Annotated in this window: 18 protein-coding genes and 2 tRNA genes; 6 read left to right on the top strand and 14 right to left on the bottom strand. The window is 35.7% G+C overall.

Annotated elements, in window-relative coordinates; genetic code table 11:
• Positions 1-63: 63 nt before the first annotated feature.
• The 5 genes from rplT to G5B32_RS14100 all read right to left on the bottom strand — a co-directional run bounded on the left by rplT (position 64) and on the right by G5B32_RS14100 (position 4,242).
• Positions 64-408, bottom strand: coding sequence for a 50S ribosomal protein L20 (rplT, locus tag G5B32_RS14120; RefSeq protein ID WP_165292162.1), 345 nt, complete (start codon positions 406-408; stop codon positions 64-66).
• Between the two features lie 98 nt (positions 409-506).
• The gene (gene rpmI / locus G5B32_RS14115) at positions 507-707 is read right to left on the bottom strand and encodes a 50S ribosomal protein L35 (protein ID WP_165292161.1); all 201 of its coding nucleotides are present in this window, start codon (positions 705-707) and stop codon (positions 507-509) included.
• A 41-nt stretch (positions 708-748) separates the two neighbouring features.
• Positions 749-1,273, bottom strand: coding sequence for a translation initiation factor IF-3 (gene infC / locus G5B32_RS14110; protein WP_394343352.1), 525 nt, complete (start codon positions 1,271-1,273; stop codon positions 749-751).
• A gap of 48 nt (positions 1,274-1,321) precedes the next feature.
• A complete protein-coding gene (gene thrS / locus G5B32_RS14105; protein ID WP_165292160.1) occupies positions 1,322-3,247 on the bottom strand; it encodes a threonine--tRNA ligase in 1,926 nt (641 codons plus the stop codon).
• 293 nt (positions 3,248-3,540) lie between these two features.
• A complete protein-coding gene (locus tag G5B32_RS14100; protein WP_165292159.1) occupies positions 3,541-4,242 on the bottom strand; it encodes an FRG domain-containing protein in 702 nt (233 codons plus the stop codon).
• Between the two features lie 171 nt (positions 4,243-4,413).
• Between G5B32_RS14100 and rlmF the strand changes: the two genes are divergently transcribed.
• Positions 4,414-5,292 (top strand): 23S rRNA (adenine(1618)-N(6))-methyltransferase RlmF, encoded by an 879-nt coding sequence (gene rlmF, locus G5B32_RS14095; protein ID WP_165292158.1) that lies wholly within the window; start codon positions 4,414-4,416, stop codon positions 5,290-5,292.
• A gap of 268 nt (positions 5,293-5,560) precedes the next feature.
• Here the strand turns inward: rlmF and G5B32_RS14090 are convergent, their stop codons facing one another.
• The 4 genes from G5B32_RS14090 to G5B32_RS14075 form a co-directional block, all read right to left on the bottom strand.
• Positions 5,561-7,468, bottom strand: a complete 1,908-nt coding sequence (locus G5B32_RS14090; RefSeq protein ID WP_165292157.1) for a DUF294 nucleotidyltransferase-like domain-containing protein — start codon at positions 7,466-7,468, stop codon at positions 5,561-5,563.
• 10 nt (positions 7,469-7,478) lie between these two features.
• Positions 7,479-8,126: a 3'-5' exonuclease gene (locus G5B32_RS14085; RefSeq protein WP_165292156.1), complete on the bottom strand. Its 648-nt coding sequence runs from the start codon at positions 8,124-8,126 to the stop codon at positions 7,479-7,481.
• A 246-nt stretch (positions 8,127-8,372) separates the two neighbouring features.
• Positions 8,373-11,696, bottom strand: coding sequence for a DUF5107 domain-containing protein (locus G5B32_RS14080; RefSeq protein ID WP_165292155.1), 3,324 nt, complete (start codon positions 11,694-11,696; stop codon positions 8,373-8,375).
• A 17-nt stretch (positions 11,697-11,713) separates the two neighbouring features.
• Positions 11,714-13,051 carry a sugar porter family MFS transporter gene (locus G5B32_RS14075; RefSeq protein WP_165292154.1) on the bottom strand — a complete coding sequence of 446 codons (1,338 nt, stop codon included), beginning with the start codon at positions 13,049-13,051 and terminating at the stop codon, positions 11,714-11,716.
• Between the two features lie 131 nt (positions 13,052-13,182).
• Here G5B32_RS14075 and G5B32_RS14070 point away from each other — a divergent pair, with 131 nt between their 5' ends.
• Complete coding sequence (locus G5B32_RS14070; protein ID WP_165292153.1) at positions 13,183-14,076, top strand: AraC family transcriptional regulator; 894 nt, start codon at positions 13,183-13,185, stop codon at positions 14,074-14,076.
• Between the two features lie 62 nt (positions 14,077-14,138).
• Here G5B32_RS14070 and G5B32_RS14065 read toward each other — a convergent pair.
• The 3 genes from G5B32_RS14065 to mgtE form a co-directional block, all read right to left on the bottom strand.
• Positions 14,139-14,212: transfer RNA gene (locus tag G5B32_RS14065), tRNA-Asn, on the bottom strand.
• Between the two features lie 82 nt (positions 14,213-14,294).
• Positions 14,295-14,368: transfer RNA gene (locus tag G5B32_RS14060), tRNA-Asn, on the bottom strand.
• 112 nt (positions 14,369-14,480) lie between these two features.
• Positions 14,481-15,860: a magnesium transporter gene (gene mgtE / locus G5B32_RS14055; protein ID WP_165292152.1), complete on the bottom strand. Its 1,380-nt coding sequence runs from the start codon at positions 15,858-15,860 to the stop codon at positions 14,481-14,483.
• Positions 15,861-16,455: 595 nt separating this feature from the next.
• On the opposite strand from mgtE, the gene G5B32_RS14050 reads away from it, so the two are divergent.
• Positions 16,456-19,269: a hypothetical protein gene (locus G5B32_RS14050; protein ID WP_165292151.1), complete on the top strand. Its 2,814-nt coding sequence runs from the start codon at positions 16,456-16,458 to the stop codon at positions 19,267-19,269.
• An 83-nt stretch (positions 19,270-19,352) separates the two neighbouring features.
• On the top strand, positions 19,353-19,760 hold the full coding sequence (locus G5B32_RS14045) for a hypothetical protein (protein ID WP_165292150.1): 408 nt from the start codon (positions 19,353-19,355) through the stop codon (positions 19,758-19,760).
• Here the strand turns inward: G5B32_RS14045 and pssA are convergent.
• Entirely contained in the window at positions 19,757-20,434 is a 678-nt protein-coding gene (gene pssA / locus G5B32_RS14040) for a CDP-diacylglycerol--serine O-phosphatidyltransferase (RefSeq protein WP_165292149.1), read from the bottom strand. The two genes, G5B32_RS14045 and pssA, sit on opposite strands and share 4 nt — an antisense overlap.
• 59 nt (positions 20,435-20,493) lie before the next feature.
• Positions 20,494-21,987, bottom strand: coding sequence for a transcription termination factor Rho (gene rho, locus G5B32_RS14035; RefSeq protein WP_165292148.1), 1,494 nt, complete (start codon positions 21,985-21,987; stop codon positions 20,494-20,496).
• A gap of 331 nt (positions 21,988-22,318) precedes the next feature.
• Between rho and G5B32_RS14030 the strand changes: the two genes are divergently transcribed.
• Both G5B32_RS14030 and G5B32_RS14025 read left to right on the top strand, forming a co-directional pair.
• The gene (locus G5B32_RS14030) at positions 22,319-24,046 is read left to right on the top strand and encodes a sugar MFS transporter (RefSeq protein ID WP_165292147.1); all 1,728 of its coding nucleotides are present in this window, start codon (positions 22,319-22,321) and stop codon (positions 24,044-24,046) included.
• Positions 24,047-24,236: 190 nt separating this feature from the next.
• Entirely contained in the window at positions 24,237-25,094 is an 858-nt protein-coding gene (locus G5B32_RS14025; protein ID WP_165292146.1) for an N-acetylglucosamine kinase, read from the top strand.
• Positions 25,095-25,135 lie beyond the last annotated feature (41 nt).

Here is a 25,135-nt window from a genome sequence, read left to right as displayed (position 1 = left end):
GAAAGGGAACTCTCACGAGTTCCCTTTTATATCTAACAAATTGATAGCGGTTTAAAAACTAAATTATTTTACTGCATCAATAACTGCTTTGAAAGCAGCTGGGTTGTTTAAAGCTAAGTCAGCTAATACCTTACGGTTTAAGCCAATGTTTTTAGCGTTTAATTTACCGATCAATTGAGAATATGAAATTCCGTGTTGACGAGCACCCGCGTTGATACGTTGAATCCATAAAGCTCTAAACTCGCGTTTTTTGGTTTTACGGTCGCGGTAAGCGTATTGTAAACCTTTTTCTACTGTATTTTTAGCAATAGTATATACTTTGCTACGTGAACCGAAATAGCCTTTAGCTAATTTCATGATTCTTTTTCTTCTTCTTCTCGAAGCAACTGCGTTAACCGAACGTGGCATATTTTTAAAAATTAAATTTGGTATGAGGCGCTGTGTATCTCAACTAGCTTACGACCCGATACCCGGTTATAAAATATTGTTAATTGTGCTGAAAACGATTATTTACCAATCGCTAACATGCGTTTTACGTTACCTGTATCACCATCAGAAACTAATGCTGTGTGAGTCAAGTTACGTTTTTGTTTCGTAGTTTTCTTAGTCAAAATGTGGCTTTTGAAAGCACTTTTTCTTTTGATTTTACCTGTTCCAGTCAATTTGAAACGTTTCTTTGCGCTGGAATTGGTTTTAACTTTTGGCATAATACTTATTATTTTATATCAATCTGTTAGAATATCTTTTTTTACTTTTTCGTTCCTTTAGGAGCCAAAGTCAAGAACATACGTTTACCTTCCAATTTTGGTAACAATTCCACTTTACCATAATCTTCCAATGCCTGTGCAAAACGTAACAACAAGATTTCACCTTGCTCTTTGAATACGATAGCACGACCTTTGAAGTGAACGTAAGCACGTACTTTCTCACCTGCCTCTAGGAAGCGCATAGCATGCTTTAATTTGAAATCAAAATCGTGCTCACTTGTATTAGGTCCGAAACGGATCTCCTTAATAATCGTTTGCTTCGCGTTCGCTTTGATTTCCTTTTGTTTTTTCTTTTGTTCGTAAATGAATTTACTATAATCCACAATTTTACAAACAGGCGGTACAGCATTTGGCGAAATCTCTACTAAATCTAACTCCAACTCATCAGCCAATTCCAATGCTTTACGCGTAGGATACACTCCTGGCTCAACATTATCACCCACTAAACGTACTTCAGGCACACGTATAAATTCATTTATACGATGCTCTGGTTCTTTCTTTCTCATTGGTGGTCTTGGACCACTAGGTCGTTTTAATGCCAAATGTTTAAATTTTTAAACGGTTATTTCTTTTATTAATAAATCTCTAAATTCTTCTGCTGTCATAGAACCTAAATCCACTGACCCGTGTTTACGAACAGAAATTGTGCCACTTTCCATCTCTTTTTCCCCTACAATCAACATATAAGGCAATTTCTTAACTTCGGCGTCACGGATTTTGCGTCCTACCTTCTCGTCTCTAAGATCGATCAGACCGCGAATATCGGAATTATTTAGCGAATCTAAAAGATTTTGAGCATATTCTTCGTATTTTTCTGACACAGGCAAGACGATAAATTGCTCAGGCGCAAGCCATAATGGAAACTGACCACCACAGTGCTCGATCAATACCGCAACAAATCTTTCTAATGATCCGAATGGTGCACGGTGAATCATCACAGGACGGTGTTTTTGATTATCCGAACCAGTGTATTCTAATTCGAAACGCTCAGGCAAATTGTAATCTACTTGGATTGTACCCAACTGCCATTTACGTCCCAACGCATCTTTCACCATGAAGTCCAATTTAGGACCGTAGAATGCCGCTTCACCGTATTCTACCACTGTGTTCAAACCTTTTTCTGCAGCAGCTTCAATGATCGCTGATTCAGCTAAAGCCCAGTTTTCATCCGAACCAATATACTTAGAACGGTTCTCTGGATCTCTTAGCGACACTTGTGCTGTAAAATCTTCGAAACCTAAGGCACCGAAAACGTATAATACTAAATCAATTACTTTTTTGAACTCGTCTTTTACTTGGTCAGGACGACAGAATAAGTGCGCATCATCTTGTGTAAACCCACGAACACGTGTCAATCCATGCAACTCACCGGATTGCTCATAACGGTATACTGTACCAAATTCCGCAAAACGAACCGGCAAGTCTTTGTACGAACGAGGTTTTGTTTTGTAAATCTCACAGTGGTGTGGACAGTTCATTGGTTTCAAGAAGAATTCTTCACCTTCTACAGGTGTATGAATCGGTTGAAACGCATCTGCACCATATTTCTCGTAGTGACCCGAAGTAATATACAAATTTTTGTTACCGATATGCGGTGTGATAACAGGCTCATACCCTGCTTTCAACTGTGCTTTTTGCAAAAAGTCTTGCAACTTTTGACGTAAAGCCGTTCCTTTTGGCAACCACAATGGCAAACCTGCTCCTACTTTTTCAGAGAAAGCAAATAATTCCAATTCTTTACCCAACTTACGGTGATCACGTTTCTTCGCCTCTTCAATGAATTTCAAGTAATCTGTCAATTCAGAAGCTTTAGGGAATGTCACCCCATAGATACGAGTCAACTGTTTGTGTGACTCATCTCCTCTCCAGTACGCACCAGCTACATTTGTTAATTTGATAGCTTTGATGAATCCTGTGTTTGGAATATGTGGACCACGGCACAAATCCGTGAAATTCCCTTGTGAATAGAATGTGATAGAGCCATCTTCTAGATCTTTGATCAAATCCAATTTGTACTCATCACCTTTTTCTGTGAAATAGTCTAATGCTTCCTCTTTGGAAACTGCTCTACGCTCAAACACTTCTTTTTGCTTCGCCAATTCCAACATCTTGTCTTCAATTTGTTTGAAGTCATCCGATGAGAATTCTCTATCGCCAAAGTCTACATCGTAGTAGAAACCGGTTTCGATAGCTGGACCAATACCAAATTTGATACCTGGATAAAGTGCCTCCAAAGCTTCAGCTAATAAGTGAGCAGAAGAGTGCCAAAAGGTAGATTTACCTTTGTCGTCATTCCAGGTTAACAATTTAACAGTCGAATCTTGTTCAATTGCACGTGAAGCATCCCATACTTCACCGTTTACCTCAGCAGCTAAAACATTTCTAGCTAATCCTTCAGAAATAGACAACGCCACTTGCATCGCTGTTGTCCCTTTTTCAAACTGACGTACTGAACCGTCAGGGAGTGTAATGTTAATCATCTACAATTATGATTTAAAATTTTGAATTTAGTAAAGCTGACTTTAGCTACAATGCGTACAAATACATTGCATATCGACTAAAATCCGCGAGGTGCAAATTTACGAATTATTTAACCAAATAATGAAGGATATGAAAAATGAAAAGGCTTAGCGTTAGATAATCGAATTATTTATCGCATACATTATTTTTTTTGAAATACCTTCTAAACCTGGGTATATTGAATCATAAGAAATCCCATATTATATAAATCTCTTTTTATGCTTTTCAAAGCCTCTTAAAGCCTCTTTTGGAATTACAATTTGATTAAGAAAATCAATTTTATTTGGGTGATTTTTAGTCCATCCATATCATGACCAAAAAGGGTAAAACTAGAGTTTTGATTTTTTAGTCTCTCATCAATATAAAAAGGTTTTAATGCAATTGGATATTTTGTGCGATCGTTTTTACTAGGTATCTTAAAAGTCTGCCTTGAATGTAAATAAGACTCAACAATTATATCTTTATCAAATGAATTATATAAAAATCCATATTTATGATTAGACCCTTCATAAAGTTTTTGTGTAAAGAAATTCAACTTATAAGCATCTAACACCCATATAAAAATATCATGTTCTAAATTTTCATTCTCAACCGCAAAAAATAGTGAAATTAGCGCATTATCAGTCCAATCTAACAATCGAGTTTCAATTCCATAATGTTGCATTAGAAAATAAATTCCATTTACATGATTAGTTAATTGATGTTTAACCAAAAAAGGATATGCTTCATTCTTGAATGTCGAAATTAGATTATCTTCTTTTACACCAAAATCATGGCAAGAAACAGGCGGAATTACATATTCTCTAAATATACTTGGGATTAAATGTGTTTTCTCGTATTTGGTTGATTCTGCTCTAAACCACAGGCTATATTGATAGGGATATGTTAATTTTTGAAACCCCTTAACTGCAGTGATAAAATCCGAAATTGATTGGATATTTTTCTTTTCCTCCATAAAAAACAAAGACAACTTGTAATTAAATAAAAATTTATTAATTGATAACTTTTATTCAATTAAAAATAATCAATATTCAAATAAATCTTACGACTATTAGATTAAATATAGAAATCGACTGTTTGTAAATCTAAAGCTGTACCTTTGACCTTTAAGAGCAAATAAATAAGAATGCATAATAGAAATAAGCACTTAAATGGTTACGACTTAAAAAAATTAAAATCCGCATACAAAGGATTAAGCAGTCATATCATTCAAAACAATCAAAAAGATACTATCGACTTTTCGAATCCAAAATCCGTTTTGGAACTGAATAAAGCATTATTAATCGCAGATTATAAATTAAAATACTGGCAACCGACGCCAAACAGTCTTTGCCCTGCTGTACCAGGAAGAGCGGATTATATCCATCATTTAGCGGATTTATTAGCAACGACTAATAATGGAACTATTCCGACAGGAAAAGAAGTTAAAATATTAGATATCGGAACAGGTTCAAGCATTATCTATCCTGTTATTGGTGCGCAAGAGTACAATTGGGATTTTGTAGGAACTGAAATTGACCGCGCATCTGTGCATCAAGCAGAAGTGAATGTCAACAAGAATATTTGGTTGAAGAAAAAAATCAAATTACGTTTTCAGGATGATCGTGAGAAGATTTTAGACGGAATTATCTTTCCAGAAGATAAATTTGATGCGATAATGTGTAATCCTCCATTTTTCAAATCAAGAGAAGATAACTGGACAAAGAGCACAAAGAAATTCCAAAACCTGAAAAAAGGTACGGAAGCCCCTACTGTTCAAAATTTCGCAGGTCTTCCAAATGAACTTTGGTGTCCAGGAGGTGAAAAAGCATTTATCACCCAATTAATCTACGACAGTCAGAAATACAAAAAACAGATTAAATGGACCACTTCTTTGGTTTCAAGCAAAGATAACTTAAAGCCATTGATTTCTGTTTTGGAATATCACAAAGCTGCTCAAATCGAAATCATCGAAATGGAGCAAGGCCAAAAGAAAATGAGAATCCTCGCTTGGCGTTGGGAATAAAACTTAGAAAAGCTTTCGGATAGAATCTGAAAGCTTTTTTCTTTATTTTTATTAATCAACGAGATTACGTTTGAGGTAAAATCGTGATTAGAAATACGTCATTTCGACGATAGGAGAAATCTAGTGTTTTACTTTGACGTACAGTATGAATTATACGATTAGATTTCCCCCATTCGGTCGAAATGACGTGGGAAACTATAAAGTCCTCACTAGTTAATTATTCAAAATAGCCTATCGTACAAGCACAGTACATTATCATCAATAACTATTAAAAAAGCTCTTTAGTAAACTCAACACGTATACGTGATTGAAAACCCTCTATAGTCTTGAAAATCTCTTTAAGTGTTACCTGTTCGATTTTTGTTAAACTAGTTGGGTCGATAAAGTTGTTAGGTTCTGAATTATCTTGAATAATGTCATTAGCCTGCTTTTTCAAACGCAATGCCATCAGATAATAATACGAATGAAGGAGTTCGTGCGCAGCGGACTCCGAAAAAACGTCATTTTTTTGAAGTGCTTTTATCCTTTCTCCTGTATTCACCTTGAAAATACGATGTTTTAATGCATATACACGTACCAAATCCACGATCGGTGTCATTGCTTTTTTTATATCAAACACTTCCCGGTCTCCTACGTTTATAGTGCGTATGTTCTTGAGGAATGATGTCAGCGGAGGTTGATATTGCAAAGCATTCTTTGCCATCTGGAAAAACAACTTTTCTAAGGGTTGTTTTAATTTTTCATCCAGAAATTCATGAAGCTCATCCATGATTGTCGGATCACCATAAATGTAACGACAGTCGAAGAAAGTCGAAAATTTAATACTTGTTTCGGGAACAGATTCTTGTAGCCATAGCTCATAGTTATTTTTCCAATGTGACAAAGAATGGGTCCATTTTGGATTTTTGGCCATAAACCCGCCACTACAGAAGCTGAATCCAACAAAATCCAGATGCCCTGACACCATATCAGCGAACTTAAGAAAATAGGCTCTCACTTCCTCACGGTGCTCATTAGCCTTGTCTTCATAAATAATCGCGTTGTCTTGATCCGTTTTTAAAGTCTGTTCCTTTCGGCCTTCACTCCCCAGCACCATAAAGACAAATTTAGCGGGAGGCTTGCCAATCTCAGCTATTACATTTTCTATTATCTTGATCAAGATAGTGTCCGCTATGGATGTAATGATTTGGTTAACGATCTCGGCATTGACTCCTCTCCCAACCAATTGCTTGATCATATGAGGCACATTATCCCATTTACCTTTTAGCTCATCTACCGATAATGCCAACTTTACCGATTGAATAAAAACTAACGGAGATTGTGCTTGTTCACTAAGTAGACGGTTTCTACTAATAATTCCTTCGAGCGTACCTTTGTTATCAACCAAGAGATAGCGGGTCTTCGAACGAAACATCATCAGTATCGCTTCATACACATAAGCCTGATTATCTATGGTCACCACTGGGGTGTCCATAATTTCCTTTGCTGCAACAGTGTTATCAAATCCAGGTTGCGCTACTATTTTGTCTCGCAATGTAATATCTGTAATAAACCCGACTGCCTGTCCAGCTCCATTACGAACGATGATACAACTTCTTTTATGATCCGCCATAAGCGTTGCCGCTTGCCATGCTGGCGTATGTTCATCACAATACAATATATCTTGGGCATCTACACTTTCTATCCGTCTTGAATATAACTGTTCGGCGGCGATATAGCTCTGTTCAAAGGAAGGGGGAGCCTTAGTAAAATGAGCAAAATCATCATCCGCCATTAGACGTCCATATTCAGCAGTGAAATATTGAAAAAAGGCATCGTTAGACTGACAAAGCCCAGCAAAATACTTTCGTTTTAATGAAAGAACTACCGTGCCCTTAGTAGCAATAACAGTACGCAACGATTTCTTTCTGTTCAAAAGTATGGATATACCTCCATAACAAAAGCCTTCGCCATGTGATTCGGGCAATCGTTTATTATGCTCCTTATCGTAAAAAAAAGACTCGTATTTTCCCTTAACAATGACATCAACACCTTTCATTTTGGTGATTTCCTGTTGATAAATCAAGGTATCTTTGCTATATTTTGTTTCAGTAAAAAGATCCGCAAAGTCAGCAAGTACTTCCAGTGACAGCAAATTAAATGGAGGAATATTTTTTAGAAATTCTACTCGGTTCATCGTAAAAGGGTTATTTTGAAACTACTTTTATATGATCATAACCTATTTTTCTTTCCTTAATCTGATCCAAAATTGTCTTTTCGGTTATATATCCACTTTTGAAAAGTTCGAAAAAACATTCTGCAGTCGCTAAGGTATCACATAAAGCGTCGTGATAATTTTGGAGGGATTTATAGAAAAGTACGGCATATAATTGAGACAAATGAAGAGGTCTCGCGTGTGGTGTTCCAGCAAGATATTTTGTTGCTAACATCGTACAGAATGCTGGAATTTGATTTAGATCATAATCAATCTTTGCTCGGCGCAACTCCACTTTGAGTAAGTTAAGGTCAAATTTCAAAAAGTGGCAAATCAATAAAGGATCGTACTTCTGTAAATCAAATAGAAGCCGATTCAACACTTCTTGGCGTGAAAAACCATTTTGCTGCCGAAATCGATCCGTAATCTTGTGAATTTTTAGTGCCGAAGAAGTGCTTTTAAAATCCTGTTCGTCAATATAAAGTTTTTCCCGCTTGATTTCATTTCCATCAAGAGTATAGATTACCCAAGAAATCTGCACCAAATAGGGCCAGTCACTTCCGTCTACTGAAGACACATCCCATCTTACCGGTTCTCCGGAAGCTTCCGTATCCAAAAACATATAATGTGATTTTATCATTTATTTGGCCCTAGATTATCTTTAAATCAATCATTATTCAATATTTTAACACCATTAAAAAACAAGCACTATAAAATTCCTAAGAATAAAAATCCCTCTTTAAACATAGACAGCTTATAATAACAAACTTAAATAAAGTTGACGGCATCATCAATATAATTAATCCGACCTTTGGACAATATAAATGATTATACGTTTCAAACATAACTTAAAAACACATAACCTTTCAGATGAAAGGGCTAATGTTTATGCATATTCGTTTGCCATAGCCATATGAATCTTTGCTCCGAAGTGTTGCTGATCCAACATTAGAACTTCTCCAAACGATGCTTTTGCTTCTTGAATCTGACCTAAACCCAATTGCCCTAATCCAAGAATATACAAACAATGTATTTTGTTTCTCAAATTCAAATCATCGTCAAAAGTCATCATATTCGGCAACGATACGGCAAAATAATCTATTTCAACGACGTCCTGCATATGTTGCTCTCCGTAATTAATTAGATTAGAAAAAACTACTTGAGCTTCGCTCTTTTCTCCTAAAGCATGTAGCGCAAGTCCTTGATAAAATATTTTGTCAGGTTGCTGATCATTATAAAAAACAGCTGCAGAAGGCTCACGCAATCCTAAAGTTGCTCTTGTGAAATTTTCTTTGGCAAGCGATTCTTCATTCAAGCCTTCGAATGCTTTTCCCATCCAATAAAACACATCATTATCATGCGTCCCGTATAATTTACCTTCACCAAGATTTTCCGGGAAGTTTTGTGTTTTGCCTAAAAGGCCCAAAGCTACTGTGTATTGATTATTTTTAATAGCTGATTTCGCCATTTCAACCAACGCATTGACATATTCAGCCGTGACTTTTCCTTCTCCACCTTCCCAAGGATGGAATTTTCGAGCCATAATGAGCGAATATGCTTTCTTAGAATCACCTAAAAAATTATGTAATGAAAGATATTCCAAATACAGATCGTCACGTTCCATTACAACATTGAATTCATTTTCCAAAAGTTGCAATCTTTCGCTTGGGCTTCTATTCACACGCTTGTACAATTGATGCAATTCCATTAATACACGCGCATCATACTTATCTAAAGCAAAAGCTTTCTCATAAAATTCAATCGCCTTTTCTTGATTTCCTCTTTTATTAAAGTAAGCGATACCGAGATTACGATAAGCTGTAGGAAAAGCAGAACAAATCTTTACAGACTCTTCCCAATTAAAAATTGCATCCTCATATTGCCTTTTATCGTACCAAAGATTACCCAAATAATAAGGTGCTAAATGATCCTGATTATTATGTTGTATAGCATTTTCAAGAACAGCAATATCGTTTACATCATTTGGAAAACACAAATAAGAATCTTGTTTAAAAGCATTATTCAAATAAAAATTTCTTAATTCATTATCACCCAACTTTCCGGCATAATATGCAAGATAATATTCGGTCATAGGCGTACGACTTTCCGAATCTAGCAATCCAATGAAGTTCATAGCTTCTGCATACAATCCAGCATCCGCATAATCTCTAGCATAGGCAAGCATATTATTCCCTTTATTTCGTGACAAGGTGATAATTTTGTCTCGACAACGTTGTGATTCCTGAGTTTTATTTTGCGCAGCAAGTACATTCATCTTTTCGAACAGCGCACCCAAATTAAAACGATCTCTACGAAGTGCTTCATCCAAAACCAACAAGGCTTCTTGTAGACGATTTAATTTTCGTAGTACAAAAGATTTGAGCACATACGCCTTGCCGTTATTAGCATTTCTATCCAGCGATTTGGAAATGTGATCCAATGCTTCTTCATATTTTTCGTTACTAATATCAATCTGCGCTAGAGAGAAGAATCCTACATCTTGCCACTGGCTAGTCCAAATAGCTTTATAGAATGAGTCATACCCTTTTTGTAAATTCCCTATAGCTTTACAAGCTATGCCAATATTGTAATAAGGTTCACTGTCATACGGATTTGGATTACGAGAAATTAAAGTTTCAATAGCTTTTTCGAAATAAGGAATAGAGGTTTCAAATTTCCCTCTTCGTAGATACCACAAACCCGTAGCATTATTACAACGTACATCCTTTGGATCGCGATCCAATGCCTCTTGGTAATAATCTATTGGATTGTAAGTCGCATGACGATATTGTTCCAGGTGTAATCCTGTAAGATAGAGCTGTTCATTATTTTCAACATCCGAAGGTTTCAAGGCTGCCTTTGCTGGAGAAGGTAATTCATTAGATATAGCATTAACATCATATTTATATTCCAACAAAACCTTTTGCGTATTACTGATTTTGACAGAATATTGGGATAGGTCTAGATTCTGGCGCAACTCAAATTGAGAAGAAAATACCTGCTCAGGATTGACATTAAAATTTTCTTCATGAAACAGATTCTCATCAATAAAAAATTGAAGCGTCAGATTTTCAAATGCTGAAGTCGCATAAACTTTTATTTTAGCTTGCTGATTATTTAATTCGACATTCAACAAGAGGTCTTTTGTAGCATTTTTTACTAATCCTAATTCGGCATAAGGCAAAAAATACTGCGTAAAAGTTTTCTCTTCATACGGATTTAGCCAACTAAAATCAGGCTGATTGTCCGTATACATTCCCGTCATTAGTTCGATATATGGACCATCCTCATCTGTCAAATTTCTATCCCACGCAATCCCAAAATCACCATTTCCCCAAGTCCACTGTTTCTTTCCCGGACTTACATGATGATTTGCCACATGCAACACACCGGCTTTAGTATCGTGCTCATAGCCACCCATAAAATCATATTTCGAATTGATGGCCATATAGGACGTTGGGACGGGAATATTTTTGTAGCGCGAAATATCCGCACCTGCCGAATAGTCTACTTTGTAATACACCCCAGTCGCAATAGGAAAATCAGAAACATCACGCTTTCCATGATCAAATACAGCATTGACATCGGGCGGAAATACGGATTGATAGTCGTCATTCACTTTTACTGCGGGATTTGCCCACCACAAAAATGTTTGTGGAATAGGCGTGCGATTGTACAATTGTGCCTTAATCTCTAAATAAGCCTTGTCTGGATAAAGCGTAAAACCAGCCATGCCCTTTGTCCCAAACATTTGCTCAATTTCATTAACCCACACGGTCTTGCTTCCATCTTCATTGATTTCAATATCATAATCGATAGGCTGAAATGTAGAAGGTCTATGGTGCTGGGGCCAATTGAATTCAATACCCCCCGAAATCCATGGACCCGCAAGACCAACCAGTGCTGGTTTGATTACTTGATTGTAATAAATGAAATGCCTATTCCGAATTTTGTCGTACGCCATCTGCACGCGTCCACCCAACTCAGGGAGTACAAGAATTTTTAGAAACTTATTTTCTAAAAATAACCCTATGTAAGTTTTATCTTCTTTTACATCTTCTATCTTTTCAATCACAGGATTAGGATATACGACTCCCGAACTTCCTTGATACACTCTTTTCTCAAAGAACATTGGATTTTTGTCAGGCGCTCCAACCCCATAAGTCGGAATTACAATATTTTCTATCCAAATATTTACAGCATTTTCCATAATATATAGTCTCTGGCTTAATGTCTAAAATTTCCTTCTAATTCCTCTAGTGTCTGTCCTTTGGTCTCTTTGACTTTGCGCAATACAAATACAAAACCTAACACACAAATTCCAGCATACAGATAAAATGGTCCATATGTACCTAATTTTTCGGCTAGTATCGGGAAGGTGAAAACCAATATAAAATAGGCTGACCAAAGTGCTACCATAGCTAACGAAGTAGCCATACCTCTTACCCGATTTGGAAATATTTCAGAAATTAATACCCATGTTACAGGCGCAAGAGAGGTGGCGTACACACTTATAGACAAAAGCACAAAAATGGAAACCAAAGCAGAACTAATTTGATTTTGCAGTAGAAATGCTAACACAACATATGTGATAGCCAATCCTAACGACCCAATTAGCATCAATGGCCTTCTACCCAATTTATCTACTTGCCACATTGCTACTAGCGTAAACAATAAGTTTACGATTCCTATGGACACCGTTTCAAAGAGTTGTTGATCCAATGAGGCGCCTATGCTCTTAAAAATGGTTGAGGTATAATTGAACACCACATTGATCCCGCAGAATTGTTGAAAGATCGCCAAAGTCACACCAATCACCACTGCAGGACGAACACTTTTGTGCAAAACTTCCTTAAATGATATAGGCGAAGTTTCTTTATTAGAATTTGCCACTTCATCCACTGTTTTTTCAACCACCGCAGAATTACCAAATCGAAGCAATACAGCTCTAGCTTCTTTTAACCTACCTTTAGCAATCAGCCATCGCGGACTTTCGGGCAACCAAACGATGCCAATCAAAAACAACAAGGAAGGAACCACACCAAGCCCAAACATCCAACGCCATGAATCTTCTCCGAGACTGGAGAGTTTATAATTCACGAGATTAGTAATTAAAATCCCTATTACGATCGTTAATTGATTGATAGCAACATTTCGCCCTCTGACCTGTGGGGGTGATATTTCAGCAATATAAATTGGACTTAACATCGAAGCCATGCCCACACCTATGCCCGAAAGAAAGCGCATTACCACAAAAGTTTCAAGCTGAGGTGCTATAGCCATTCCGAACGAGGAAATCGCAAATATCAAGGCTGCACCAAATAGTCCAAATTTACGCCCATAGGAATCAGATAATTTTCCAGCAACCAAACAGCCTACAATACAACCTAACGCTAATGATCCCGTTAGAAAACCTTCCCACCAGGCATCCAATTCAAATACAATTCGCAGAAAAGGTAAGGCACCAGAAATTACGGCAAAATCAAATCCGAAAAGATATCCCCCCAGCGCAGATATAAAAGATATAGCCAGGATATACTTATTGTTGTATGTCGCGTTTTCCATAAGTAGTATAAGTTTATAATTGGTTAAGTAAAATTAGGTGGTTATTATCTTAAAATAAATAGATAAAAAAAAGAAATTAATGTACTATCTTACGATAAAACCCATAAAAAACAACCAAGAATAAACGAAAAATGGACAAAACCAAGAATTCAAGTATTAAGATAGCGGAAGGATTTATTGGACAGAAGATGCATGTATTATCACCTCATGAGATTTCTAATCTGCAGGCAAATATACTTGCTCAAAATTTATACTTGACCGCCATTGGTTTATATCCTAAAGCTTTGGCTCACGAAAGATTTCGCCCAAAAGGAAGCGAAGAATACATTCTATTATATTGCACCGAAGGCGAAGGTTACATCAATTTGGAAAAAGAATCTCATTCGCTGAAAGCAAATACGTACATCATCTTACCTAAACACAGCATACACAAATACGGAAGCTCTCTTAAGAATCCCTGGAGTATATATTGGATTCACTTTACAGGGGCATACAGCGACTCCTTATACCAGCGTTACAAAGAAGAGTTTTTAGATCCCGTAATAGAAATACCATACGATCCAATTAGAATTAAGTTGTTGGAGGATTTAATGGATTTAACTGAACACGATTTAACAGCATATAAAATGGAGTTATTACACATGCAATTAATACAGTTAATTTCTTCTTTTATATATAAAAGCAGGAATGACACAGAAGACGAAAAAAATAGCATACATCAATCCATCACCTATATGAAAGAAAATGTGGACCAGAAAATCTCGATTAAAGAATTAGCTAATTTGACGAATTATTCAGTCACGCATTATTCACAACTCTTCCGTGAGCAAACGGGATATTCACCTATTCAATATTTTTTAAGATTAAAAATTCAACTATCCTGCCAATACCTTTATTTTTCTAAACTAACGATAAAAGAAATTTGCAAAAAAATTGGAATAGACGACCCTTATTATTTTTCACGCTTATTCAAAAAGCAAATGCTTATATCGCCTAAAGAATACCGCAATAAACATAAAGTATAGAATTTTGGAAAGAAAAGATTATAAAGCAAAAAGCCTTCAAAAAATTGAAGGCTTTAATTTTGCTCTTCCTCTTGGGCTCGAACCAAGGACCCTCTGATTAACAGTCAGATGCTCTAACCAGCTGAGCTAAGGAAGAATTTGAAACTTTACAGTTTCTGGTTAAATCATTATGTCAAGTTTTCACACTTGAAAGTCCTAACGACATTGGACTTTTTTTGCTCTCCCTCTTGGGCTCGAACCAAGGACCCTCTGATTAACAGTCAGATGCTCTAACCAGCTGAGCTAAGGAAGAATTTAACCTACTTCGTTTCCGTTTCGGTGATGCAATTATCGGAAGATTTTAAGAGTTCTCCAAACATTTTTTTAAGGTTTTTTACAACTCATTCATTCCCAATAAGAATATTTTACAACAAAACACCTTTTAAAAGCAATGTGGCGAATGTAAAGTATATAAGTAGCCCTGTTACGTCTACCAATGTAGATACAAATGGTGCAGAAGAACTCGCGGGATCCGCTCCTAGCTTACGCAAAAGGAAGGGAAGCATAGATCCGACAACCGATCCCCAAAGTACTACACCTATTAGGGAGAAACTAATTACTAACCCAATAAGTACCCAGTGCTCGCCATAATATGCTGAAAAAAGTTGCCACGTGCCAATTCGTATGAACCCCAGAGTACCTAAGATTAATCCAAGAATAGTTCCTGATAAAAATTCCCTACGCATTACACGCCACCAGTCCGTAAGAGTGACTTCCCCCATAGCCATAGCTTGAATAATCAATGTCGAAGCTTGTGAGCCACTATTACCTCCACTTGACATTATCAATGGCATTAAGGCAAATAATACAATAGCGCTCGCCAATTGGGACTCAAAATGATCAATAACCGTTGTTGTCAATAATTGACCAAGAAAAAGAACAATTAACCAACCTGCACGTTTTTTCACCAAGTGCATGATAGTAACATCCAAATATGGCTCATCCAAAGCCTCCGTACCCCCGAAGCGTTGCATGTCTTCAGTATACTCTTCGTTTGCTACCCAAAGGATATCATCAATCGTAACGATTCCTAGCATGATACCTTGCTCGTCAACAACAGGAAGTGCCACACGATTATTCATCCGGAACACCGTGACTGCTTCTTCTTGCGGGTCATTTGCATTTAGAGAAATCAGTCGATTATCAATTAACTCTCCAACTTGTGATTCTGGCTCCGCCAAAAGGATATCTTTGATTCGAATATCGTCGATCAATCGACCATCTGAATCGATGACATATAATACATCAATCGTCTCAGAAGCTCCACCATATCGACGAATATGATCCAAAATTCTGTTGATCGTCCAATGCTCTTTTACAGTAATGTAATCAGGTGTCATCAGACGTCCGACACTATCCTCTGGATACCCCAAAAGTGAAAGCGCTTCCTTACGCTCTTCTGGTGTCAATAAAGTGATCAAACGTTTCACCACATCGCCTTTCAATTCACCGAAAAATGAAGTACGGTCATCGGGCGGCATCGTGTTCAAAATCTCACGAACTTTATTGGCAGAAATCTTTTTAAGGATACGTTCTTGGGTGGGGAAATCTAAAATCCGAAATACATTTACAGCGCGGTTCAAATCTAGGGTTTCGATAAATAGAGGTCCATGTTCTGGAAGTTCGTCGATCAACTCCTCCACATCTGAAATATTGAGCTCATTCAAATATTCCGCCAACTCAAGATTGTTTCCATCTTCAATTAGCTGCTCGAGTGTTGCGACATGCATTTCCAATTCTTCCATTTTGCTCCTCCGATTATGATTTCCCTACATTGGTGTCAGACTTTAGTTCTGATGCAAAAGTCGTTTTTTTCTCGCAAAAAATATAATCTTTTTTTGTTAATCGATCAACGTGATTTACATTGTCAAAATGTCATTTTGTCAGTAAAAAATCCATCCTTTTTATATAGAACAATGCTCAGTACAAAATGGATGAGAAGTTTTAAAGAGTACTGCTTATTCCTTCAAAACTAAAAACAGATAAAAGTCATATCGTTTCTATTTTATTGTGCTGGACTACAACTCAAACTTCAAGAGAATATTCCTTATAATTAATCGAGTCCCTCAGAAACTACTTTTGTACAAAATGAATAGTATGCCAAAAGATTTTGAAAGGATTTACGTAGAAAAAATGTACTTTAGTAAATCGTCTTCAATGAGTGTTTTTGACTAATTTAAAGGAAGTCTTTAAACCACAATTATCATTAAAAATAACTTAAAACAAGCAAAAAGAAAAACAAAATAAATTTCACAAAATCAATTGTTTATATAATTTAATATAAATAAAAAATAAATATAAAAACCAAAAAATTACTAATAAAATTAGCAAATACTAAATATGAAAAAAAACAAAGTATTAAATAAATTAATAATCAATACTTTATATATATTACTATCAACTATTTGTTTACAAGAAACAAAAGCACAAATTTTTAACAACTCTCAACCCCATTTTAAAGTAAAATGGAATGAAATAAACACGGATAATTTCAGACTTATATTCCCTAAAGAGTTTAATGAATCAGCTACTCTCCTAGCCCAACAAATAGAGACCTACATTAAATTTGCGGAATTAAACTTGAATGAGAAACCAAGAAAGATCAACATAATTGTACAACAAAATCATATACAGCAAAACGGTTTTGTGCAATTAGCACCTCGAAAATCTGAACTTTTTTCTACGCCTTCTTGTTTAGCGGACAACCAAGAATGGCTTCCCAACTTAGCTCTCCATGAACTGCAACACGTCGCTCAATTTGACAAATTGACAGGAAACATAAGAAAGCCTTTTGGCGAACTTTTAGCTCTTGCTTTCTTCGGAATCAACCTTCCATCTTGGTATTACGAAGGTGACGCAACGGTACATGAAACACTATTTTCGACGGGAGGAAGAGGACGTTTAAGCTCTTGGGACATGGAATTAAGAACCAATATTCAGTCTCAAAAAACATACAGTTTTAGCAAATATGTACACGGTTCTTTCAAAGATATAGTTCCAAGTTATTACACTATTGGCTATTTTATGAATAGCGAAATGTATGAGAAAGACGCGCAAATCAACTCCAAAATCTACGAAGAAATGAACGGAAAATTACTCCGTCCATTCAATTTTCAGCGTGCTTTGAAGAAATATTATGGCGGTAAAGCGAGTAAACTTTTTACAAATACCATCGAAAATTTAGAGAAAAAATGGACCGAAAATCCGACCAGCAACCTAGGAGAGCCCATCACTTTTGATGACAAATACCCTACAGATTACTTCTTGCCCCAGCTCGAAAATCACGGGGTATATGCTCTTCAAAAGAACAACCAACGCACACCAAGAATTATAAAATTCAACCCGAATTCGCCTGAAAAAACAGAGGAAGTTTTGAAAATTGGAGCTCAAATAATGCCGTATTTTCATATCAAAAATCACCTGATAACTTGGGATGAATACAGCAAAGACGCACGTTTTTCGAAGCATACTTATAATGTAATAAACATCTATAACACACTAACAGGAGTTAAAAAAACGCTCACGAAAGACAGTAGATTCTACACCCCGATCCTATCTAATGACCTATCAAAATTGGTTTGTGTAGAAGTAAATTTAGACAATGAGAGTTCCCTTGCGATACTAGATCCCAATAGTGGAAATAAAATTGACAGCATTGCTTTGCCTTCAAATATGCATATTCAACAGCCTTATTTCAACGAGAATTCAAATAAAATCGTAGCCATTTCCGTAGACCAAAGAGGAACTAATTTGATTGAAATAGACCTAGAAACGAAAGCTATGAAAGAGTTGCTTTCGTGGTCAAATTTGCAGTTGGAACGTCCAATCTATGTTAAGGACAATATTATTTTCAAAGCAAATCAATCTGGCAAAGACGATCTTTTTATGTTAGAAAAAGGGATAATATCTAAAATAACTGAGAGTAAATTCGGAGCTTTCAATCCATACTATGCCAATGGAACTCTTTGGTTTAATGATTTTACTGTGAAAGGACTCAAAGTTAACAGCCTTAAATTAGAAGATTTTGATCTTAAATCTACTAGTCTAGAACCAGCTAGAACGCTTTATCAACAGCAAAACTCCTTTCAATATGATACGATCAGTTCTGATGTGGATTATAGTTCAGCTATTAAACCATATAGTGTATTAAAAAATAGTATCAATTTTCACAGCTTAACTTTAAGTGCGAATAATTTTGAGAGTTTTGACAATTATAAACCAGGAATTTACTGGCTTTCTAATGATGTGTTGAACACCACACGTATCAAATTAGGTTACGAGCGTGAAGTAGAGCTTAACAAAAATGCTTATTTGGCTGAATTAACTTATCAACGTTACTACCCGAAATTCACGGTGGGGTATAAAAATTCGGGGAATTTCGGAATTGCTAAGACATCGAATGGCAAGGATAGTTTACGATTTGATTTTAGATATCATCAAGTAACCACAGACATTCAATTGCCTTTTAGCATTTACAGAGGCAATATCACGTATTCGTATGGTGTAAATTTTGGAACGTATTATATCAAACGCTACGATTTAAGTGTTAATAATCTTCGAAATTTTGTGGATCAAATTCGCTTCCCTTTGAATTATCAAGCCTACTTTAATAGAAATACCATGTTAAGTACAATGGACTTGGCTCCACGGTGGGGACAAAATTTTAATTTTATCTACAGACATATGCCCTTTGAAAATGCAGACAATAATTCTTGGGCATTGCGAGCAAATTTCTATTTTCCAGGGATCGTCTTAAACCACAGCTTCCAAACACGTCTTGGTATACAGCAAGCTAGCGGCGTATTTAGAGGAAATTATGATATTCCATTACCTGATGGATTTTCTTTCCTTCCGAATTATTTAGTCAAAAATACACTGCTATTTGATTATAGACTACCACTACTTTATCCAGACTGGACTATTGGACAACTGGCGTATATAAAACGAATTCATGGACAAGTATCAGCGGATTATCTAAATATACATGACGCCTCACTAGCACCCAAAACTATTAGCGCAGGATTAAATTTTGATTTTAATCTATTTAAATATAATGAGCCATTATTTACTTTTAGCGTTTTAGGCACGTACTTAAATGATTTACGCGCTTCGAATAAATTCAGTCCGACTTTCAGCTTAAGCTATAGTTATTAATCAAATATTTAAAAATCAATACTTTACAAAAACAATTTTAATTGCTATATTGTTTAGAATTGTACACATCAATCCTGAAGAATATGGCAATTATTTCTAAAGAAGCGGAGGTTCAAGAAGAATTAATTACAATTTACGAACACCTTCTAAACAAGCGTAGTATTATCCAAGATGAATTAAAATCTATTCGCAAAAGGTTCGAAAAACAATGTGATGTATTCATAATGAATGGGTATAATGAAGAGAAATCTCCTATTATTACGAATAAAATCTACCAAACTAAATTCATTGAATACGATACGCATTGCCACATCATTGACATTGTCAACGATTTCAAAGATGTTTATGGTTATTTCCCAGAGTATGGCGAAATGTACGACACATTGTACCGCACCATGTTACAATTCGCAAATGAAGAAAACTATGAATGCGCAGCCTTTGTAAAAATTTGGGTAGATCAAATTGAGAAAATTATTATACAAAAGTCTTAACTTTCTAATTTTTTAAAATGTAACACTGAAAAGAAGATATACAGCACAAACACCGCTGGAATCGCTAAAATCTTCAAACCTAGTACAAGAATCAGTGACACAATCAAAAATATATACTTATACTTATTAAGCTCCCACTTCAAGGAACTTAATTTCATAGAGAAAAGCTTTAATTCCGAAACCAGCAATAGGCTTGTAACTATTGCAATACTGATTAACACATACACATTGTATATGTATTGTGGATATATTTGGCCTATAAACGGCAATGAAACAATCAAAAACGTATTCATAGGCGTATTTACGCCAATGAAATCCGAGGTTTGACGTTCGTCAATATTAAATTTCGCAAGACGTAATGCAGAAAATACAGTAATTAAAAACCCTAAATAAGGCAAATATTCTAAAGAACTTACCTCACGAAGCATTGTAAAAACAATAGTTCCAGGTAAAAAACCAAAACTAATTACATCAGCTAGAGAATCCAACTCCTTGCCTATTAAAGATTTGACTTTTAATAAGCGAGCAACTAGCCCATCAAAAAAATCAAAAATACCTGACGCAAGTACACAGTAAAAAGCTGATAGATAGTCTCCCTTCAACACAAATAAAATGCCTACACATCCACTAAACAAATTCAACGATGTAATCGTATTCGGTATATATTTCCTCATTATAAAAATAAAAAGCCGTCTAATAGTTAGACGGCTTAAAAATATCAATTAAATATGAATTATCCATTCATACTCATCAAAAACTCTTCATTTGAACGTGTTCCACGCAATTGTTGTAATAAGAATTCCATAGCTTCTGTAGAATTCATATCTGATAAGTGATTACGCAATACCCATAGACGTTGTAATGCTTCTCTATCCATCAATAGATCATCACGACGTGTAGAAGATGCTGTCAAGTCGATAGCAGGGAATAAGCGTTTGTTCGCTAATTTACGATCTAGTTGTAATTCCATGTTACCTGTACCTTTGAATTCTTCAAAGATTACATCATCCATTTTAGAACCTGTATCTGTCAATGCTGTAGCCAAAATCGTCAATGAACCACCATTTTCGATATTACGCGCAGCACCAAAGAAACGTTTTGGTTTATGTAATGCATTCGCATCCACACCACCGGATAAGATTTTACCAGAAGCAGGAGCTACAGTATTGTACGCGCGAGCCAAACGTGTAATTGAATCTAATAAGATCACTACATCATGACCACATTCTACCATACGTTTTGCTTTCTCTAATACGATATTGGCAATTTTCACGTGTCTATCTGCAGGCTCATCAAATGTAGACGACACTACCTCAGCACGTACAGATCTCGCCATATCGGTCACCTCTTCTGGGCGCTCATCGATTAATAAGATAATCAAATATACCTCAGGGTGATTTTTAGCGATAGCGTTTGCTACTTCTTTTAATAAATTTGTTTTACCCGTTTTTGGCTGAGCCACGATAAGACCACGTTGACCTTTACCAATCGGTGTAAACAAATCCATTATACGTGTAGAATAATTATTCGCACCTAAATCTAAATTTAATTTTTCATCAGGGAATAATGGTGTCAAGAAATCAAAAGGCACACGGTCTCTGATTTCGGCAGGATTCTGACCATTGATCGATTCTATACGCACCAATGGGAAATACTTTTCACCTTCTTTTGGAGGACGGATACAACCTCTTACATTATCACCTGTTTTCAAACCAAATAATTTGATTTGAGACTGAGATACATATATATCATCCGGTGACGTTAAATAATTATAATCCGAAGAACGTAAGAAACCGTAGCCATCAGGCATAATTTCTAACACCCCTTCGTTGATGATTACATTATCAAAATCTGTATTGGATGAATCTTTTTTGGGTTCTGCTGGAGGTTCTGGAGTAGATGTTTGCGCAACGGGAGCTTTTGGTTCCGATGATTCTGAACTAAATAAAGATGGCTCTTCTTCTGTTCTCACTCGTTTGGTAATCGCTACAGGCTCCGTTTTTAATGTTCTAGTTCTTTTTCTAGGCGCATGATCCGCAGATTCAGCAGATACTGACTCTTCCTCTACTACCTCTTTTTTTTCTTCAGTATCAGATTGTTGAGCAATCTCTGAAATTTTGTCGATGAGTTCCTGTTTACGAAGCTTTTCTACGTCAACAATACCTAACACCTTTCCTATCTCGCGCAATTCGGACACGAGCTTTGAATTCAATTCGTTGATATTCATTAATATTGAATTATGATTATATCTTTTTGGATTTTCAATTTTGAAATCTAACCTAATAATTTACAATGATCCTTATAAAAAGATTTGAAAATTTGACTTGCTCACAATCCCTACAACTGATTTTCGAAATAGATAAATTATGAACTAGGATAAATTTGAGAATGCACAAAGAAAACTATTACAAATGAATTTTCAAAAAAAAAGTAATAAAATAATATAGGAATTAAAAAAAATATGCATTTTTACACCAACTAAATTGTTTTACCAATTATAATAATAAAGTTTTTTTCGTACGTTTATACCATATTAAGGTATCATGAATTTATAAATTATGAGGGAAAGTAACAAGCCAACTAATTATCCAGCACTCTATACACTTATAGTTGTGTTCTTCTTTTGGGGTTTTATTGCCGCAGGAAACAGTATTTTTATTCCATTCTGTAAAAATTATTTCCATCTGGATCAATTTCAGTCACAATTAATAGACTTTGCTTTTTATAGCGCGTACTATATTGGTGCGCTCGCGCTATTTATTTTTGGCACATTATCAGGAAAAGACTTAGTAGGCAAATGGGGATATAAGAAAAGTATCGTATACGGATTACTCTTTTCGGCTTTTGGTGCAGCTGCAATGATTGTTGCCGTAGAAGTAAACATTTATTTAGGAATGTTGATAGGACTTTTTATTGTAGCATTAGGATTTTCGTTACAACAAACTGCTGCTAACCCATTTGCGGTATTATTGGGAGACTCCAAAACAGGAGCATCACGCGTCAATTTGGGAGGTGCTGTCAACTCATTTGGTACGACGATTGGTCCTTTAGTTATTGGATATGCACTATTCGGAACTTTTGAACCTATGTCCGATTCCGAAATCTCCAGTTTACCTTTAAACAAGGTGGTCTATCTCTATATTGCTGTTGGATTACTTTTCATTTTTGCGGCAGCATTATTTAACTTTTCCAAAAAAGTACCTCCAGGGCTCAATAACGAGCCTATGGAAAAAGCAAATAAAGCACAGAACATTTTAATCTTAATGACGGTGCTGTTAGCTATTTTATTTACACCTGTATTCTTAAGTTACAAAAGCGAGACTGCTTTACAGATTGAAGCTATTAATACACAAATCAGTGCTGCAACAGATAGTTCGGTCATTGAAAGTTTAAAAGCACAAGTTAAAGAGCTCGCTCATCCGCTTGAATTAAAGCGAATGGCATTACTATTCGGAGCTTTATTAGCAGTGGTGGGTTCTATTATTTTTGCTTATCGTAAAGCGCAATCTGCACCACAAGGTTGGGGAGCAATGAAATATCCTCAGCTTGTATTAGGTATGCTAGCACTATTTGTTTATGTAGGAATAGAAGTTGCAATTGGCAGTAATCTTGGGGAATTGTTGACACTTGAGGAGTTTGGAAATTTACAATCTTCAGAAATCACACCTTATATATCAATGTATTGGGGTGGAATGATGATCGGACGCTGGGCTGGAGCCATAACAGCATTTAATTTTGCTAATAAAACAAAGAAAATTCTTACTGCTTTAGTACCTTTTATAGCATTTATAGTTGTATTATCGGTAAATACGATTGCAGGCTTTAATATGTCGCATTTATATTTCTTTGCGATTTGTATTGCTATTCAGGTAGTAGCTTTCTTTATTAGTAAAGAGAAACCTGTAGCGACATTAGTTATCTTCGGAACTTTAGGTTTGGCTGCAATGGTTGTTGGATTATTGACTTCTGGAACTGTTGCGATTTATGCATTCTTGACTGGTGGTTTAGCTTGCTCCATTATGTGGGGTTCAATATTCGCATTATCCATTGTGGGTATTGGAAAATATACTGAGCAAGGCTCAGCATTTTTAGTAATGATGATTTTAGGTGGTGGTATCATCCCTCCTATTCAAGGAAAATTAGCTGATATTATTGGCATTCATAATTCTTATATTATACCAGTAATAGGATTTGCTTATATTATTCTTTTTGCCATTTTGGTGAAAGGATTTTTGAAAAAACAGAATATTGACATCGAACATATCGAAGGTTCATCTAGTCATTAAGAGTTAGTAATTGTACTTTTTACACTAAGTGTAAAAATAAAAAAACCGCGTTTATTGTGAAATAACGCGGTTTTTTAAGTTTATTTAAAAACTTATTAAAAATAAAATTTATAAACGCTATTGTTTTTAGGAATAAAAATGTATCTTCGAGAGATATAATTTTGAATAACTATACTAAAATAAACTAATAATGATCATTATTGCAGATGGCGGATCAACCAAGACCAATTGGTGCCTATTAGACGACAATCAAAAGAAGATCTATTTCAACACAGAAGGATACAATCCTTACTTTGTTGACAGTGATTATATCGTAAGCTCTCTTAAAAAAGGCTTGCCAAATGATTTACCTTTAGATAAAATTCAAGAAGTAAATTACTATGGTGCAGGTGTTCACAACGATGAGAAAGCAAAAATCGTTTCGGATGCATTTCGTGAACTTTTCCCTAACGCTAAAATCGAAATCGGTCACGATTTATTAGCCGCTGCTAGAGCTCTTTTAGGTAAAGAAACTGGTTTTGCTGCAATTTTGGGAACAGGAACTAACACTTGTATCTACGACGGTGAAAAAATTACGCACAATATTAGTTCCGCAGCTTATATCTTAGGAGATGAAGGTTCTGGTTCTTACATTGGTAAAAAATTATTGACTGACTTTGTTCGTGATTTAATGCCTGAGGATGTAGCTGAAGTATTTTATAATACGTACAAATTAACGAAAGATGAGATTATGGATAGTGTATACACTAAGCCATTAGCAAATCGTTTCTGTGCTAGCTTCAGTAAATTTGTATATGACAATAATGTAAATATCGAATATACACGTAAGATTGTTGACGACGCTTTCGAAGCATTTTTCAGCAACTTAGTAAGCAAATACCCTAACTACCAAAGCTATACTTTTAATTGTATCGGTTCTGTTGGTTACAATTTCCGCAATGTATTAGAAGAAAAAGCAACTCAATACGGCATGAAAGTAGGTAAAATCTTACGTTCACCAATTGATGATTTAGTTCAATTCCATATTGATAGATATTCAGCTAAATAATCCATAATACGGATTAGTAATACAAAAAATCCCAATCAGAT

It is taken from the genome of Sphingobacterium sp. SGL-16 (genome assembly GCF_011043515.1).
In the GTDB taxonomy this organism is placed as follows: domain Bacteria; phylum Bacteroidota; class Bacteroidia; order Sphingobacteriales; family Sphingobacteriaceae; genus Sphingobacterium; species Sphingobacterium litopenaei.
The sequence above is the reverse complement of the archived record's forward strand: the minus strand, read 5'-3'. Positions and strand labels throughout refer to the sequence as shown.